The following is a 14,803-nucleotide window of genomic DNA, read 5'->3' on the forward strand; positions in this document are numbered from 1 at the left end:
ATGACTCCAACACTCTCCGCTTCCACTTTGCTTTGGGTGCCTTTGGCCCCGTTAATTGGCTCTGCCATCGTGGGTATCTTTGGCACCAAAATGGGGGGCAATTTGCTTGGCCGCAAAGCCAGCCACAGCATCACGATTGCTGGTGTTTTTATTGCGCTGGCGATTTCTTTGATGACTTTGTGGAAAGTCCTCAATGGTGCTCCTGTGCTCAACGAGACACTCTATCAATGGGCTGTCTTGGGCAATCTTGCCATGGAGGTTGGCTTTCAGATTGATAGCCTGTCAGCCATGATGATGGTGGTGGTGACCTTCGTTTCTTTGATGGTTCACCTCTATACCATTGGCTACATGCAAGAGGATGAGGGCTACAACCGTTTCTTTTCCTACATCTCTTTGTTCACCTTCTCCATGCTGATGCTCGTGATGAGCAACAATATGCTACAGCTGTTTTTTGGCTGGGAAGCTGTTGGTTTGGTGTCATATTTGCTGATTGGTTTTTGGTATCAAAAGTCCACTGCTGTATTTGCTAATTTGAAGGCGTTTTTGATTAACCGTGTGGGCGACTTTGGTTTCATCCTCGGAATTGGTCTTTTGGTAGCCAGTGTTAATACCTTCAGCTATGCGGAAGTTTTTGCCCAAAAAGATCTGTTGGCTAGTTTGACTATGCCTGGCACTGACCGCAGTTTGCTGACAGTCGCATTGATTTGCCTTTTTATTGGTGCAATGGGTAAATCCGCACAGTTCCCTTTGCATGTGTGGCTGCCTGATTCGATGGAAGGTCCAACCCCTATCTCTGCTCTGATTCACGCTGCAACCATGGTGACGGCAGGTATTTTCATGGTGGCCCGTTTTTCACCGCTGTATGAACTGTCAGACACTGCACTGAACTTCATTTTGATCATTGGTGCTATTACTGCTTTCTTCATGGGCTTACTGGGCTTGATTCAGAACGATATCAAGCGTGTGGTGGCTTACTCGACCTTATCTCAGTTGGGGTACATGACAGTGGCTCTGGGCGCATCTGCTTATAACGTGGCGGTGTTCCACTTGATGACCCATGCGTTCTTCAAAGCCTTGCTGTTCTTGGGCGCTGGCTCTGTCATTATGGGCGTGCACCACAACCAGGATATGCGTTATATGGGCGGTTTGCGTAAATACATGCCCGTTACGCACTGGACATCTTTGATTGGTTCTTTGGCCTTGATTGGCACGCCATTTTTTGCTGGTTTCTATTCAAAAGACGCCATCATTGTGGCCGTACATGCTAGCAATTTGTGGGCTGCAGATATCGCCTATTGGGCAGTGCTTTCTGGTGTGTTCATTACGGCGTTCTATTCGTTCCGTATGTACTTCCTGGTGTTCTGGGGTAAGGAGCGTTACGACCAAGATCCCCATGCCCATGAGCATCACCACGACGACCATGGTCACGGTCATGGCCATGACAGCAAACCGCATGAATCGCCTTGGGTGGTTACCGTACCGTTGGTCTTGCTGGCTATTCCATCGATTGTTGTGGGGTATCTGGTGATTGATTTCCTCTTTGGTGATTTCTTCAAAGGGGTCACGTATGTGAATGAGCATGCTCACCCAGCAATGGAAGTGCTTCGTGAGGACTTCACTTCCGTCATGGGGATGACTACGCATGCAATCTGGACTGCGCCATTCTGGCTGGCATTGGCTGGTGTCGCGGCAGCCTGGTATTGCTATCTTGTCAACCCTGCTGTGCCTGCGGCGATTCAGCGTACTTTTAGCCCTATCAATAAACTTTTTGAAGAGAAGTACTACATGGACAAACTCTGGATCAATGTGATCGCAGGTGGTTTCATGAAGCTGGGGCGTGTGTTCTGGAAGGCTGGCGATCAGAAATTGATTGATGGCGCGGTAGTCAATGGTTCATGGAAAATTGTCGGCTGGCTGTCTGGAGTCGTGCGTTGGTTCCAATCGGGCTTCATTTACTACTATGCGTTGGTCATGATTCTGGGTGTGTTTGCGCTCATGACGTATTTCGTGTGGCGGAACTACTAGGAGAACAATAAAAATGGCTTGGTTAAGTCTCGCGATTTGGGTGCCTATTGTTGTAGGTATCGCTCTGCTGCCCTTGAATAAACCTGGGCAAGCCCATCTGGTTCGTTGGTTGGCTTTGATTGGTGCGTTGCTTGCGTTGCTCGTGACGGTGCCGCTGTATACCGGTTTTGATACCCAGACTGCGCAAATGCAGTTTGTCGAGAAGGCTGCATGGATTTCAGCCTTCAATATCAACTACCACTTGGGCGTAGATGGTTTGTCTTTGTGGTTTGTGCCACTGACAGCTTTTATCACCGTGATTGTGGTGATCGCTTCCTGGGAGAGCATTACGGAGCGCGTCAACCAGTACATGGGCGCATTCCTGATCTTGTCAGGTCTGATGATTGGTGTGTTCTGCGCGCTGGATGGCATGCTGTTCTATGTGTTCTTTGAAGCCACGCTGATTCCGATGTATTTGATCATTGGGGTATGGGGTGGTCCACGCAAAATTTACGCAGCTTTCAAGTTCTTTTTGTATACCTTGATGGGTTCGTTGTTGACATTGGTGGCATTGATTTATCTCTACAACGTCTCGGGCGGTAGTTTTGATATTCAAACATGGCATGCCTTGCCACTCAGTCTGACTGAGCAAACCTGGATTTTCTTTGCATTCTTTGCTGCATTTGCTGTGAAGATTCCAATGTGGCCTGTTCACACTTGGTTGCCAGATGTCCACGTTGAGGCTCCTACTGGTGGCTCTGCTGTTTTGGCTGCGATTATGTTGAAACTGGGGGCGTATGGTTTCCTGCGCTTTTCTTTGCCAATAGCGCCTGATGCGGCTCATGAATACGCATGGTTGATGATTGGGCTGTCATTGGTTGCTGTGATCTATGTCGGTCTGGTGGCTATTGTCCAGGAAGACATGAAAAAACTGGTGGCCTACTCCTCGGTGGCGCACATGGGTTTTGTCAGCTTGGGCTTTTTCCTGTTCAACCAGTTGGGTATGACTGGTGCGATTGTGCAAATGGTGGCGCACGGTTTTGTGTCGGCGGCGATGTTCTTGGCCATTGGCGTGCTTTATGACCGTATGCATACCCGTGAAATCTCAGCGTATGGCGGTGTGGTCAACACCATGCCGAAATTCGCTGCCTTTGCCTTGTTGTTCGCTATGGCCAATGCGGGATTGCCTGCGACGGCTGGCTTTATTGGTGAATGGATGGTCATTTTGGGTGCTGTTCAACACAGCTTCACCATCGGTGTTTTGGCTGCGGCGGCATTGATTTTGGGGGCATCCTATTCCCTCTTGATGTACAAAAAAGTTTACTTGGGTGATATTACTAACGAGCATGTGAAAGAGCTGCAGGACATCAACTGCCGTGAGATGCTGGTGATGGTCATCTTGGCTGTGTGTGTCATCTTCATGGGGGTGTATCCGAAAATGTTCACTGACATTATGGATACCTCGGTCGTTAACCTGCTTGCGCACGTAGCGCAAAGCAAACTCCAGTAAATAGCCCAGAGAGAGACGCGATGATTGATAGATATAGCTGGGTAGCCGTTTATCCCGAATTGGTTCTTCTGATCATGGCCAGTGTGATTACGCTGGTTGACTTGGGTGAAAAGCGCCGCATGCGCAGTACTACACATTGGTTGACGCTGTTGACCCTTGCTGTTGTTGCAGGTATGCACTTCACCTATGCGGCCAGTGGCAACACCATTTATGGCTTTGGGAATATGCTGGTGGTCGATTCGATGGCCAGTTGGCTCAAAGGGTTTGCTACCGTCAGTGTAATGGTGACGTTGATTTATGCGCGTCCCTATTCAGCAGGTCGCGACATGATGCGTGGTGGTGAGCTGTTCTCGCTGTCTATGTTTGCATTGCTCGGGATCAATTTCATGATTTCTGGCAACAACTTGCTTTTGCTCTATCTTGGCTTGGAGCTGCTAACCCTCTCCAGTTATGCTTTGGTCGCTTTGCGCCGTGACGATAGCCAAGCAACGGAAGCTGCCATGAAGTACTTTGTACTTGGGGCAATGGCCAGTGGATTCTTGCTTTATGGTATGTCAATGGTCTATGGCGCAACAGGTTCCTTGGACATTGGTGAGATTTTCCGAGTCATCAATTTAGGCTTGTTTGAACACCAGCAGGTGCTGGTTTTTGGTTTGGTCTTTTTGGTCGCAGGCTTGGCATTCAAACTGGGTGCTGTGCCATTCCATATGTGGATTCCAGACGTCTATACCGGCGCACCAACCGCAGTGACGCTGTTGATCGCTTCGGCCCCCAAGCTGGCAGCTTTTGGCATCATCATGCGAATTTTGGTCGATGGTTTGCTGCCTTTGGCTACGGATTGGCAGCAAATGTTTGGTGTTCTGGCTGTTGCTTCGCTGTTTATCGGTAACGTAGTCGCCATCGCCCAAACCAACCTCAAGCGAATGTTGGCTTATTCAACTATTTCGCATGTCGGATTCATATTGTTGGGCTTGATGTCGGGTGTGCAGAGTGGGGAGTTCACCGCTGAAACTGCGCAGGCAGCTTATGGCTCGGCCATGTTCTACGTGATCACGTATGTTTTGACGACACTGGCCACATTCGGCATTATTTTGTTGTTGGCAAAAGATGGATTCGAATCTGACCAAATTTCTGACTTGGCTGGTCTGAATCAACGTAGCCCACTATACGCCGGCATTATGGCCATGTGCATGTTCTCAATGGCCGGCATTCCACCGTTGGTTGGTTTCTATGCCAAGTTCGCTGTCTTGCAGGCCTTGCTGGCAACAGGTACCGTGGCGCATATTGCCATTGCGGTTTTTGCTGTGATCATGTCTTTGATTGGTGCCTTCTACTATTTGCGTGTTGTCAAAGTCATGTATTTCGATACAGCTGATACTCAAGTCGGGCCAATCCAGGCGGGTTGGGATGTGAAATCCGTTTTGACTGCCAATGGCGCATTGATGCTGATTTTGGGCCTGCTGCCTGGTGGCTTGATGGCCTTGTGTACAGAAGCCATTCTCAATGCATTACGTGGTTAATGAGTTTTAGATTAACTTGCATGTTTTGTATTAAACCCCGTGTAGACGGGGTTTTTTTGTATGAAGGGCAAAATGGATTGGAACGGCAAAGCAGCGATCTGGATTACTGTAGCCTTGCTGCTGGCAAACCTGCCTTTTTTGTCAAGGCGAATGTTTGTGTTTGGGCGCGTGCGTAGTTCTGAGAAAACTATGGTATGGCTTGCTTTTGAGTGGCTGCTTATGTACGCTGCAGCACTGAGTTTGAGTCTACTATTAGAAGGTGCATCCTCATGGACTGGCGGCGCTGTTAAAGGCTGGCAGTTTTACGTCATCTCTGCATTTTTATTCACTACTTTCGCTGCTCCTGGATTCATTTACCGTTATCTCTATCAGCGTAAGTCTGATTAAGACGGCCTCCAGCTTTGACGCTCTCGCATTTGTACGGGCGCCGTTCCGTACAAATTATTGCTCATCATTTGATTGCGATTTTTTCATGAAGGTTTTGGATCTTCGTTGTGTGCATGGCCATGCTTTTGAAGGCTGGTTCTCTTCTGAGGATGATTACCAGACCCAAAGTGCACAAGGCATATTGTGCTGTCCTGTGTGCGAGAGTCTGCAAGTGAGTAAAGTGCTCAGCGCCCCTTATGTTTCGGCCAAGAGTAATCGTAGACCTGCCGTTTCATCGAATGTGACGCAAACGACTTCAAATCAGGGGAGGGCGACTGATACAGAGCTGCAGTCATCGCGCGTTAATGCATTGACTCAAGGCGACCTTGAGCAAGATGCGTTACGCCAAGCGCAAGAGGCGTTCAACGCGCATTGGATTGCGCATGCCAGAACCGTGATAGCTCAAGGCGAAGATGTAGGCAATGGCTTTGCGCAGGAGGCCAAGCGCATCCATGAGGGGCAAGCTCCAGAGCGTTTGATCCATGGGCAGGCGAGTCTTGAAGAAGTTGTAGAACTACTGGAAGACGGTGTTCCGGTTCTTCCGCTGCCTCACGAAGCCAAAGAGCCTGTGCAATGATCCCCTGAAAAGAGCATGGGACTTTTTGGCATAGCTCTGAAAAGCTTAATGGTTTATTGCGTCTTAAATAAACGCAATCTGTAGGCGGGCACGTTTAATTTCTAATGCTTTGATCAGTTGCTGATGCAGCGCATGTGGCGTTGCCGCTTGAGATTCCCAGCCAAGCAAGTCAGGGCTTTTTGCCCTGAACTGTCGCGTACTGTTGTCAAACCAAATCGTTAAAGTCAGCAATGGGTTTTTCCGAGTACGGTCATAGGCAGATGGGATAGACATAGGCATCATTTATTTAACATTTATTTGAATTTTACTGCGTCTATGCCATCGGTGTGCTTGATCGTGCGACGTGCCTTTGATGGGCGGTAGGAAGCCCTTTTTCTGTCACATTGGTTAAGAGCCATTCATGCGAACGACTTTGCTATGGCGCATTTCTATATATCTTTATATGAATAAAAAAAGAAAAAAAATGTATTTTTCTTTAATATTAATTCCATGCAGAATCGCGTCATCCAAACAATTACAGGTTTTAAGTCAAGGCTTCTTATGAAAAAAACAATGCAAAATAGTTTGAAGTGGGCCGCTGCCGCGCTGGCATTGACGCTTGCAGGTGGCGCTGTTCATGCGCAGCAAACATTACTCAACGCATCTTACGATGTGGCGCGTGAGTTTTATCGCGAGATCAATCCTGCATTCATTAAGCACTACAAAGAAACTACGGGCAAAGACATCAATGTTGATCAAGCCCACGGTGGCTCCAGTGCGCAGGCCCGTGCGGTTCGTGAAGGGCTAGAAGCCGATGTGGTGACCATGAACACCACGACAGACATCCAGTTTTTGGCTGACAACAATTACGTTGCCAAGGATTGGGAAGCCAAGTTCCCCTATGATGCATCGCCCACCACATCGACCATGTTGTTTCTGGTGCGTAATGGCAATCCGAAAAACATCAAGGATTGGGATGACCTGATCAAACCAGGCGTGCAAGTGGTTGTAGTGAACCCGAAGACCGGCGGTAATGGACGCTATGCCTACTTGGCCGCATGGGGTTCTGTTCTGGAGAAGGGGGGCTCTGAAGCAGATGCACGCACGTTTGTCTCCAATCTCTATAAAAATGTTCCTGTGCTGGGTAAAGGCGGTCGCGATGCCACAGCCATTTTCTTGCAACGCAATATTGGGGATGTACTGATCACGTTTGAATCCGAAGTGCTCTCAGTCGAGCGTGAGTTTGGTAAAGGCAAAGTAGATGCCATTTACCCATCCAGTAGCGTATTGGCGGAAAACCCAGTTGCTGTTGTCGAGCCTGTGGTTGCCAAAAAAGGCACAGCACAAGCGGCTAAGGCATACCTTGACTTCCTCTATTCTGATGAGGGACAGGAAATTGCTGCTCGCCATGCTTTGCGTCCACGTTCAGAAGCGGTGCTGGCCAAGCATGCAGATTTGTTCAAGCCGGTTAATCTGTTTCGTGTGAACAAATACTTCGGTTCGTTGGGAGATGCGCAACGTGTTCACTTCAATGATGGTGGCGAATTCGACAAGCTCTACGGCGGCGCAAAGTAAGTAAACCCCATGTAGGACGAATGGGCGGCAGTGATTGAATCGTGTTCATGGAGCGATGGCTTGTCCCGATACCCATGTGGCACTGGTTATGAGTCGCTGTTGCCCACTTTCTTTTCTGCGCGCTTGTGTTGATGGCGCAATGGAATATCCGCCATGGCATACAAGGCGCTAAAAGGCGCCTTGAGTGTTTTCAAGTATGTGGTTTCAGACGGCATCTTGTTTTCACAGATTCGTTGCTCACGGCCAAAACGGAATTCATTTGAAATCCATTGCGGCATGTCAGATGCGGTACTCCTCGTTGCGCTTGTTTACCCACGTTGATTGTTTATGTCACAACCTAATTACGCATCCCCGAGCTCTCCTTTGAGTACGGGTGAAAAATTCCAGCGTGCAGGGCGCTCAAAACGGGTCATCCCCGGCTTTGGCCTCACTATGGGCTATACCCTGTTTTATCTCAGTCTGATTGTGTTGATCCCGGTATTGACGCTTTTTGTCAATACTTTGCAGCTCACTTGGGCTCAGTTCTGGGATGCTGTTACTGCACCGCGTGTATTGGCGTCTTACAAACTAACGATCGGTGCGTCATTCATTGCGGCGGTTGTCAATCTGGTCTTTGGCATGTTGATCGCTTGGGTTCTGGTGCGGTACAAATTTCCATTCAAACGCTTGATCGATGCACTGGTGGATTTGCCCTTTGCGCTTCCAACTGCCGTGGCGGGTATCTCTTTGTCTGCTTTGCTTGCGCCAAACGGCTGGGTAGGGCAGTGGTTTGACAAGATTAACGTGCAAATCGCTTTTACCCCGATTGGGGTGACCATTGCGCTGATTTTTATTGGTCTGCCGTTTGTGGTGCGCACTGTGCAGCCCGTCTTAGAAGACTTTGAAAAAGAACTGGAAGAAGCTGCCAGTAGCTTGGGTGCCAGCCGTTGGCAGACATTCCAGAAGGTGATTTTTCCGGCCATCATCCCTGCGCTGCTGACCGGATTTGCCTTGGCGTTTGCCCGAGCCCTAGGGGAATACGGCTCGGTCATCTTTATTGCCGGCAATATTCCGATGGTGTCTGAAATCACGCCATTGATCATCATTGGCAAGTTAGAGCAATACGACTATGCCGGCGCCACAGCAGTCGCGCTGGTGATGCTCTTGTTCGCATTCATCATGCTGTTTGTCATCAATGGGCTGCAAGCATGGCAGCGCCGTGCTACAGGGGGAGCCAACAAATGACACAAACCGCACGTCCTGCCAAAGCCATTACAACGACTGAGTCTCCTTTGGTACGTCGCATACTTATTGGTATTGCACTGGCCTTCTTGCTGCTGTTCTTGGTGCTGCCCTTGGTGGCGGTGTTCGCTGAAGCGCTGCGCCAAGGCTTTGGTGCTTTTTTTGCAGCCTTCCAGTCTGACGATACCTGGTCGGCAGTCAAACTTACATTGATAACGGCCATCATCGTTGTGCCGCTGAATGTCGTGTTTGGGGTCATGGCGGCGTGGGCCATTGCCAAGTACGAGTTCAAAGGCAAAGCTTTTTTAATCACCTTGATTGACTTGCCATTTTCTATCTCACCAGTGGTTGCTGGTCTGGTATATGTGCTGCTTTACGGCATCAATGGCTGGTTAGGCCCTCTGCTGCAAGCCTATGACTTGAAAATCATTTTTGCAGTGCCCGGTATCGTGTTGGTTACTATTTTTGTAACCTTCCCATTCATTGCTCGGGAGTTAATTCCATTGATGGAGGCACAAGGCAACGATGAAGAGCAGGCGGCCATTGTGCTGGGCGCATCAGGATTTCGTACCTTCTGGAGTGTGACGCTGCCCAACATCAAGTGGGGTCTGATTTACGGCGTCATTTTGTGTAATGCGCGTGCGATGGGCGAATTCGGGGCCGTGTCGGTGGTTTCTGGTCATATCCGTGGGCAAACCAACACCATCCCGTTGCACGTTGAGATTTTGTATACCGACTACCAATCAGTGGCTGCTTTTTCTGTGGCAACTTTGCTGGCCTTGCTGGCCTTGGTGACCTTAGCGCTTAAAACATGGGCTGAATGGCGCCATGATGCCCAACTGAAAAAAGCCGCCGAAATGCCGCCTGAGAGTCCTTATGTCGTGGGCAACACCCAAGTTCCTTCTGGCGACGATGTCAGCCGCCATGAATGGAAACGTGCTACGCCAGTGCTAGCACCTAACGCAAACCGTCATTGAGAGTGTGGAGTTTTGTATATGAGTATCGAAGTCAAAAACATCAGCAAGACCTTTGGTGATTTCCACGCCCTCAAAGATGTCAGTCTGCATGTAGATTCAGGTGAGTTGATTGCGCTTCTGGGCCCATCGGGCTGCGGTAAAACCACTTTGCTGCGCATCATAGCGGGTTTGGAATCTGCCGATGCTGGAGTGGTGCTGTTTTCTGGGAACGACACAACCCATGTTCACGTACGTGATCGTCAGGTTGGATTTGTGTTCCAACACTATGCCCTGTTTCGCCACATGAGTGTGTTTGACAACGTTGCCTTTGGCTTGAATGTCAAGCCTCGCAGTGAGCGCCCCAGCAAAGCCCAAATCAAAGAGAAGGTCATGAGCTTGCTCAAGCTGGTTCAGCTCGATTGGTTGGCTGATCGCTTTCCTTCTCAGCTCTCTGGTGGGCAGCGCCAACGCATTGCCTTGGCCCGTGCTTTGGCCGTTGAGCCGCAGGTACTGTTGCTTGATGAGCCTTTTGGCGCCCTTGATGCCAAGGTGCGCAAGGAATTGCGCCGTTGGCTACGCCGCTTGCATGAAGAGTTGCACGTTACCAGTATTTTCGTCACCCATGATCAGGAAGAGGCGCTGGAGGTGGCTGACCGCGTAGTGGTCATGAACCAAGGCAAGATTGAGCAAGTGGGCACACCGCAGCAGGTTTGGAACGACCCTGCCAGCCCATTTGTTTATGGTTTCTTGGGCGATGTGAATCTATTTAAGGGCCGTGCGGAACAAGGCAGTGTCAGTCTGCAAGGTTTTGAACTGCACACAGGCGACCAGACCCAGTCTGGTAATGCGTTTGCGTATGTCCGTCCGCATGAAATCGAGGTGGAGCCTTATACACCGGGCGCTGAGATTGGAGCGGATGGTAAATCCAACGGCATTGTGGCGCGTATTGACCGTGCCATTGTGGTGGGGCCGATTGCACGTTTGGAACTTCTTGCGGAAAACGACTCCAAACAGGCGGACAATACGTCCGTGGCCAATACCCTGATTGAGGCGCAAGTCGCCGCAGAACGGTACGCCAAGTTGGGCTTGCGTGAGGGAGATACTGTGTTGGTGACTCCACGGCGCGCCCGCGTGTTCGTGGAAGGAACAACAACTTGAATTCCCTAATCAATTTCTTTTTTGGTTCACCTCGGCGCTTGCTCGCCATCATCGCAGCCTGTTGTGCGGCATTGTTGGCTTTTGCCTTTTATTTACAGCATAGTCTGGATCTGGAACCCTGCCCCATGTGCATTTTGCAGCGCATTGCACTGATTGGGGTTGGCGCTACCGCGCTGATTGGAAGCCTGTGGGGGCACAAAATCTGGCTTGGCTTATGGGGCTTGCTGGCATGGGGCACTAGCGCGTTTGGTGCATTTGTTGCCGCGCGCCAAACTTGGTTGCAATGGTATCCCCCTGAGTTTGCGACTTGCGGGCGCGATTTTTATGGCGTGCTGGAAAGCAACTTTCCACTGCGTGAAAAAATTCCCATGTTTTTCAAAGGAACAGGGGATTGCTCCGTAGTCGACTGGACTTTTCTAAGTCTGTCTATTGCCAATTGGTCTTTTGTAGCGTTTGCAGGATTTTTTATCGGTCTGAGCATCGTGGCCTTGCGTAAACGTTGACGCGCGCCTCAATTTGGCATGGGGTGGCTCTGCCCTTGGATTTTTAAGTTAAATCCTAAGCCTTCAATCGTTAGATTCTTCGAAAAACTATCTCTCTAAGCGCCCGGTGTCACAGCACCGGGCGTTTTTGTTTTGGCATGATCAATGCGGCAACAGGTTAACGTGTTAGTTTTAATTTTTTGTATTTATCCATCTCTATTTGGCTGAAAAAGCACAAGGCTAGTTTTGTTTATTTTTGATTGAAATAAAAAAGCGCTGGTGCATTAAGCACCAGCGCTTTTTAGATCTTTAAGACCATCACAAAGAGTGATGGGTCTTGCTGATAAGTGTTATCAGAACAGGTGACGCAGACCCACAGCGAAGGAGCTGAAGTCTTGACCAGCAGAAGCTCCTGCATAAGTGGCATTGCGCTCGTTGTCCACGCGTGTGTAGAAGCCGTAGACTTTAGTGCGCTTGCTCAGGTTGTAGTTGTAGCCCAATGTGTATTGCATTGCACCGCTCTTGTCGATTTTGTCATACTCGTCAGCCCAGCCCACGTTGGCGTGGAATTCGCTAGCGCCCAGGAAGTAGGCACCAACCAGACGTGCGGAGAGGCGGTCACCAAAGTCTGTGTAGCCCAAGTGGCTGGTTGTGGCAGCAGGGTTGAAGCCGTTGTCATCGTACTGAACATAGCCGCCCAGAGCGAAGTTGCCGCCTGTATACAAGGCGCGCAGGGTGGTGGCCTTGGCTTTGTCGAATTGAGAATAAGCAGCACCCAGATCGAAGTTACCAACTTTGTAGCTGGCGCTCAGATCGAAAGGCGAGTTGTCGCCGCCATGGTTGTCTTCGAAACCGTAGCCCAATTCAAAAGAGAAGCCGCCGAATGTTGGGGAGATATAGCCCACTTTAGCTGCGTTAGGCACCACGTAGGCAAACAGGGCATCTGCGGAAGAGCCTGTATCGTGGTTGTGCATGCTGATGTAGTCAGCAGTGTATGTGTAGGCTGTGGAGTTGTAGTTACCGGCCTTGAGGGTACCGAAACCACCAGACAGGCTCACGTGTGTTTCACGTTGAAAGCCAGAAGATGCACCAGTAGTGGAGTCCAGTTGTTGCTCCAGCACGAAGCCAGCTTTCAAACCGCCGCCCAGATCTTCGGAGCCACGGAAACCGATGAAAGAGGAGTTGCTTTGCAGGCCGGTTGTGGAAGATTGGCCAGAATATTTCTGGTTTTCCAAAGTGGTGTTAACGCGGCCATACAGCGTAACGCTGCTTTGTGCATGGGCGACTGCGCCAGCAGCCAACAGGGGGACCAGGACGAAAGGTAAATGTTTTTTCATGGCTGAATATTCCACAAGAATGTCAGATAGATGTCATCAGTGCGTCATTGTTGAGAGGCAAACTGCTGGTTTGCAATTCAATAACAACTCACCCGTAACAGGCATCGGAGTGTACGCCCGCCTGTCTGAATTCTGAAGCAATAGCTGTGCCAATCACGTTTGAAATGTGCCACAACGGACAGAAATTGGACTTGTTGTAGGCCATATACAACAAGTGTAAAAGAACAGTATTGCTGTCGACGTAAGCGTATTGCGTGCGCAGCATGCTTTCAATCACTCGTCTTGCGGCTGCAGGTTTGGCTGTTGTGTGTGTTCTGCGGCCTTCTTTAAAAGCCGCTGACGCTGGCCCATTGGAATTGCTCGGCCTCATCGGCTTCAGGTGGCCAACGGCGGATCGTTTTCTGAAAAAAAGCACTGTTAGGAATTTGCAGGCGCGCACCTCGCGTGTCTTCCGCAGTCAGGTCTTGAAGCACGGTGTAGAGCAGCCGAATTTCAAGGACGCGTCCTTTAACGCCTGGCTTGTCTGAAGCGTCGAGTATTTCAAGCCTGTCCCCGACCCGAAATGGTGCGGAGGTAAATAACAGGAATGAACAAAAGAGGTTTGAGAGCACACTCCATGCAGCAAAAAAAGCAACGGCAGCAACGGCAGCAAAACCTGTGAATGCTGACCAGATTACGGCAGCGGAAACCCCTAGTTGCTGCATCACCATCAGGGTGGCAACCAGCACGATGATCCAGCCGGCCATGGTGCGAAGCGGAACCAGCATGCGTGCAGGCAGGTTGTAGGCTTGTCCCAAGCGCTCAACAATGCGCCAGATCAAACGTTTGAGCAACCATGCACCCACCACGACAAGAATAATTTTCCCTGCATGCAGCAGGGTTGGAAGTGCGTCAAGCGCCCAACTGGGCAAGTGGTCTACTGTCATGGAGATGCGTTCAGTATGTTTGCTGTTGCTTGCCTTATGACAAGCGAAAGAGGGTATATGAGGAGGATGCGTTTTTGGGAAGATGCGCGGTGGCGGCGCAGTATGCTGGACAATGGTGTTCGCTTCACGCCTGTATTACACCTCATCAATGTGCACAAACCGATTGCGCCCGCGGGCTTTGGCGGCATACAAGGCAATGTCTGCTTGCATGATGAGCTGGTCGCGATGGGCGCCAGTGTTCGGGTGTGCATGTGGATCTAACGTAACAATACCGCCCGAGAGGGTGATGTAGTCAGCGGCTGATGAATGCGGATGCGGTTGCGGATATTGCTTGAACACGTGTGTCAGACCGCGTGCCAGTGTCAATGCACCAGCCTTTGGCGTATTGGGCAAAACCAATGCGAACTCTTCGCCGCCATAACGTGCTGCAACGTCTCTGGGCCTCAGGCATACGCTGCTGAGCAAGTGGCTTGCCTGCTTGAGAACTAAGTCACCCTGCAAATGCCCGCAGGCATCGTTGTAATGTTTGAAAAAATCGATATCGCACAAAATCAACGATAGAGGCTGTTGCTCACGCAATGCTGAGCGGTACTCCAGCTCAAGAAGGCGGTCAAAACCTCGCCGGTTGACCAAGCCGGTCAAACCATCGACCTCGACCAAATGGTTGAGCCTCTCGTTCGCGTTTTGCAAGTCCTGGCTGATGCCCATGAGCTGCCTGCGCATGTTCAGCAAACGCTGCATGGCACGTAGCTTGGCAGACAGAATGGTTGCCGTTACCGGCTTGACAAGGTAGTCATCACCACCGGCTTCAATGCCTTGCCAGATGGCTTGCTCGTCATGCAGACTGGAGAGAAACAAGATAGGCGTCCAGACGCTATTGTGTGTGGACGCTTCGAGGGCTCTGATGTGTTCAACCACTTCTAAGCCTGTGCCATCAGGGAGGATGACGTCGAGCAAGACCAAGTCAGGGTGGTGATCTTGAAACAGTGCCTGTGCCTGCTGGCGGCTGTTTGCTTGCCAGATGGTCTGTGCGCCAGCATTGTGCAGCATATGCACCAACATGCTGCGCACTGCGGGGTGGTCCTCCACCACGAGGATGCTGAATGGATCCAGCGTTGTGGGGGAGGCCATG

General features: G+C 50.3%; 15 protein-coding genes. 10 read left to right on the top strand and 5 right to left on the bottom strand.

The window, feature by feature from the left end:
* The 5 genes from nuoL (at position 1) to E9531_RS01930 (ending at position 6,037) form a co-directional block, all read left to right on the top strand.
* The gene (nuoL, locus tag E9531_RS01910) at positions 1 to 2,025 is read left to right on the top strand and encodes an NADH-quinone oxidoreductase subunit L (protein WP_136572030.1); all 2,025 of its coding nucleotides are present in this window, start codon (positions 1 to 3) and stop codon (positions 2,023 to 2,025) included.
* A gap of 13 nt (positions 2,026 to 2,038) precedes the next feature.
* Entirely contained in the window at positions 2,039 to 3,514 is a 1,476-nt protein-coding gene (locus tag E9531_RS01915) for an NADH-quinone oxidoreductase subunit M (RefSeq protein ID WP_136572031.1), read from the top strand.
* A gap of 20 nt (positions 3,515 to 3,534) precedes the next feature.
* A complete protein-coding gene (nuoN, locus tag E9531_RS01920; RefSeq protein WP_136572032.1) occupies positions 3,535 to 5,034 on the top strand; it encodes an NADH-quinone oxidoreductase subunit NuoN in 1,500 nt (499 codons plus the stop codon).
* A 72-nt stretch (positions 5,035 to 5,106) separates the two neighbouring features.
* The gene (locus E9531_RS01925; RefSeq protein WP_158291698.1) at positions 5,107 to 5,421 is read left to right on the top strand and encodes a DUF2818 family protein; all 315 of its coding nucleotides are present in this window, start codon (positions 5,107 to 5,109) and stop codon (positions 5,419 to 5,421) included.
* An 85-nt stretch (positions 5,422 to 5,506) separates the two neighbouring features.
* Positions 5,507 to 6,037 carry a DUF1178 family protein gene (locus E9531_RS01930; RefSeq protein WP_136572034.1) on the top strand — a complete coding sequence of 177 codons (531 nt, stop codon included), beginning with the start codon at positions 5,507 to 5,509 and terminating at the stop codon, positions 6,035 to 6,037.
* 63 nt (positions 6,038 to 6,100) lie between these two features.
* Here the strand turns inward: E9531_RS01930 and E9531_RS01935 are convergent, their stop codons facing one another.
* Complete coding sequence (locus E9531_RS01935; protein ID WP_136572035.1) at positions 6,101 to 6,310, bottom strand: hypothetical protein; 210 nt, start codon at positions 6,308 to 6,310, stop codon at positions 6,101 to 6,103.
* A gap of 267 nt (positions 6,311 to 6,577) precedes the next feature.
* On the opposite strand from E9531_RS01935, the gene E9531_RS01940 reads away from it, so the two are divergent.
* A complete protein-coding gene (locus E9531_RS01940) occupies positions 6,578 to 7,591 on the top strand; it encodes a sulfate ABC transporter substrate-binding protein (protein WP_244609934.1) in 1,014 nt (337 codons plus the stop codon).
* Between the two features lie 86 nt (positions 7,592 to 7,677).
* Here E9531_RS01940 and E9531_RS17895 read toward each other — a convergent pair whose 3' ends face one another.
* A complete protein-coding gene (locus E9531_RS17895) occupies positions 7,678 to 7,806 on the bottom strand; it encodes a hypothetical protein (RefSeq protein WP_280177167.1) in 129 nt (42 codons plus the stop codon).
* 217 nt (positions 7,807 to 8,023) lie between these two features.
* Here E9531_RS17895 and cysT point away from each other — a divergent pair, with 217 nt between their 5' ends.
* From cysT to E9531_RS01965, 4 genes are read left to right on the top strand one after another with little or no spacing between them, the layout of a single operon-like run.
* On the top strand, positions 8,024 to 8,815 hold the full coding sequence (gene cysT / locus E9531_RS01950; protein ID WP_244609951.1) for a sulfate ABC transporter permease subunit CysT: 792 nt from the start codon (positions 8,024 to 8,026) through the stop codon (positions 8,813 to 8,815).
* Positions 8,812 to 9,789 carry a sulfate ABC transporter permease subunit CysW gene (gene cysW, locus E9531_RS01955; RefSeq protein ID WP_170181409.1) on the top strand — a complete coding sequence of 326 codons (978 nt, stop codon included), beginning with the start codon at positions 8,812 to 8,814 and terminating at the stop codon, positions 9,787 to 9,789. The genes cysT and cysW overlap by 4 nt, the downstream gene beginning before the upstream one ends.
* An 18-nt stretch (positions 9,790 to 9,807) precedes the next feature.
* Positions 9,808 to 10,926: a sulfate/molybdate ABC transporter ATP-binding protein gene (locus tag E9531_RS01960; protein WP_136572039.1), complete on the top strand. Its 1,119-nt coding sequence runs from the start codon at positions 9,808 to 9,810 to the stop codon at positions 10,924 to 10,926.
* Entirely contained in the window at positions 10,923 to 11,429 is a 507-nt protein-coding gene (locus tag E9531_RS01965; protein WP_136572040.1) for a disulfide bond formation protein B, read from the top strand. The genes E9531_RS01960 and E9531_RS01965 overlap by 4 nt, the downstream gene beginning before the upstream one ends.
* 332 nt (positions 11,430 to 11,761) lie before the next feature.
* On the opposite strand, the gene E9531_RS01970 is transcribed toward E9531_RS01965, so the two are convergent.
* The 3 genes from E9531_RS01970 to E9531_RS01980 form a co-directional block, all read right to left on the bottom strand.
* Positions 11,762 to 12,745, bottom strand: coding sequence for a porin (locus E9531_RS01970; protein WP_136572041.1), 984 nt, complete (start codon positions 12,743 to 12,745; stop codon positions 11,762 to 11,764).
* Positions 12,746 to 13,071: 326 nt separating this feature from the next.
* Positions 13,072 to 13,671, bottom strand: coding sequence for a mechanosensitive ion channel family protein (locus E9531_RS01975; protein WP_136572042.1), 600 nt, complete (start codon positions 13,669 to 13,671; stop codon positions 13,072 to 13,074).
* Between the two features lie 135 nt (positions 13,672 to 13,806).
* A complete protein-coding gene (locus E9531_RS01980) occupies positions 13,807 to 14,802 on the bottom strand; it encodes a diguanylate cyclase domain-containing protein (RefSeq protein WP_136572043.1) in 996 nt (331 codons plus the stop codon).
* Between the last annotated feature and the right edge of the window lies 1 nt (position 14,803).

Origin of the sequence: Lampropedia puyangensis (genome assembly GCF_004833285.1) — a bacterium.
Lineage (GTDB): Bacteria > Pseudomonadota > Gammaproteobacteria > Burkholderiales > Burkholderiaceae_C > Lampropedia > Lampropedia puyangensis.

Coding starts and splice junctions, on each gene's coding strand:
- nuoN (WP_136572032.1), top strand. CDS start 3,535: ATGATTGATAGATATAGCTGGGTAGCCGTTTATCCCGAATTGGTTCTT.
- E9531_RS01970 (WP_136572041.1), bottom strand. CDS start 12,745: ATGAAAAAACATTTACCTTTCGTCCTGGTCCCCCTGTTGGCTGCTGGC.
- nuoL (WP_136572030.1), top strand. CDS start 1: ATGACTCCAACACTCTCCGCTTCCACTTTGCTTTGGGTGCCTTTGGCC.
- E9531_RS01935 (WP_136572035.1), bottom strand. CDS start 6,310: ATGTCTATCCCATCTGCCTATGACCGTACTCGGAAAAACCCATTGCTG.
- cysT (WP_244609951.1), top strand. CDS start 8,024: ATGGGCTATACCCTGTTTTATCTCAGTCTGATTGTGTTGATCCCGGTA.
- E9531_RS01980 (WP_136572043.1), bottom strand. CDS start 14,802: ATGGCCTCCCCCACAACGCTGGATCCATTCAGCATCCTCGTGGTGGAG.
- E9531_RS01940 (WP_244609934.1), top strand. CDS start 6,578: ATGAAAAAAACAATGCAAAATAGTTTGAAGTGGGCCGCTGCCGCGCTG.
- E9531_RS01960 (WP_136572039.1), top strand. CDS start 9,808: ATGAGTATCGAAGTCAAAAACATCAGCAAGACCTTTGGTGATTTCCAC.
- E9531_RS01975 (WP_136572042.1), bottom strand. CDS start 13,671: ATGACAGTAGACCACTTGCCCAGTTGGGCGCTTGACGCACTTCCAACC.
- E9531_RS01930 (WP_136572034.1), top strand. CDS start 5,507: ATGAAGGTTTTGGATCTTCGTTGTGTGCATGGCCATGCTTTTGAAGGC.
- E9531_RS01915 (WP_136572031.1), top strand. CDS start 2,039: ATGGCTTGGTTAAGTCTCGCGATTTGGGTGCCTATTGTTGTAGGTATC.
- E9531_RS17895 (WP_280177167.1), bottom strand. CDS start 7,806: ATGCCGTCTGAAACCACATACTTGAAAACACTCAAGGCGCCTTTTAGC.
- E9531_RS01925 (WP_158291698.1), top strand. CDS start 5,107: ATGGATTGGAACGGCAAAGCAGCGATCTGGATTACTGTAGCCTTGCTG.
- cysW (WP_170181409.1), top strand. CDS start 8,812: ATGACACAAACCGCACGTCCTGCCAAAGCCATTACAACGACTGAGTCT.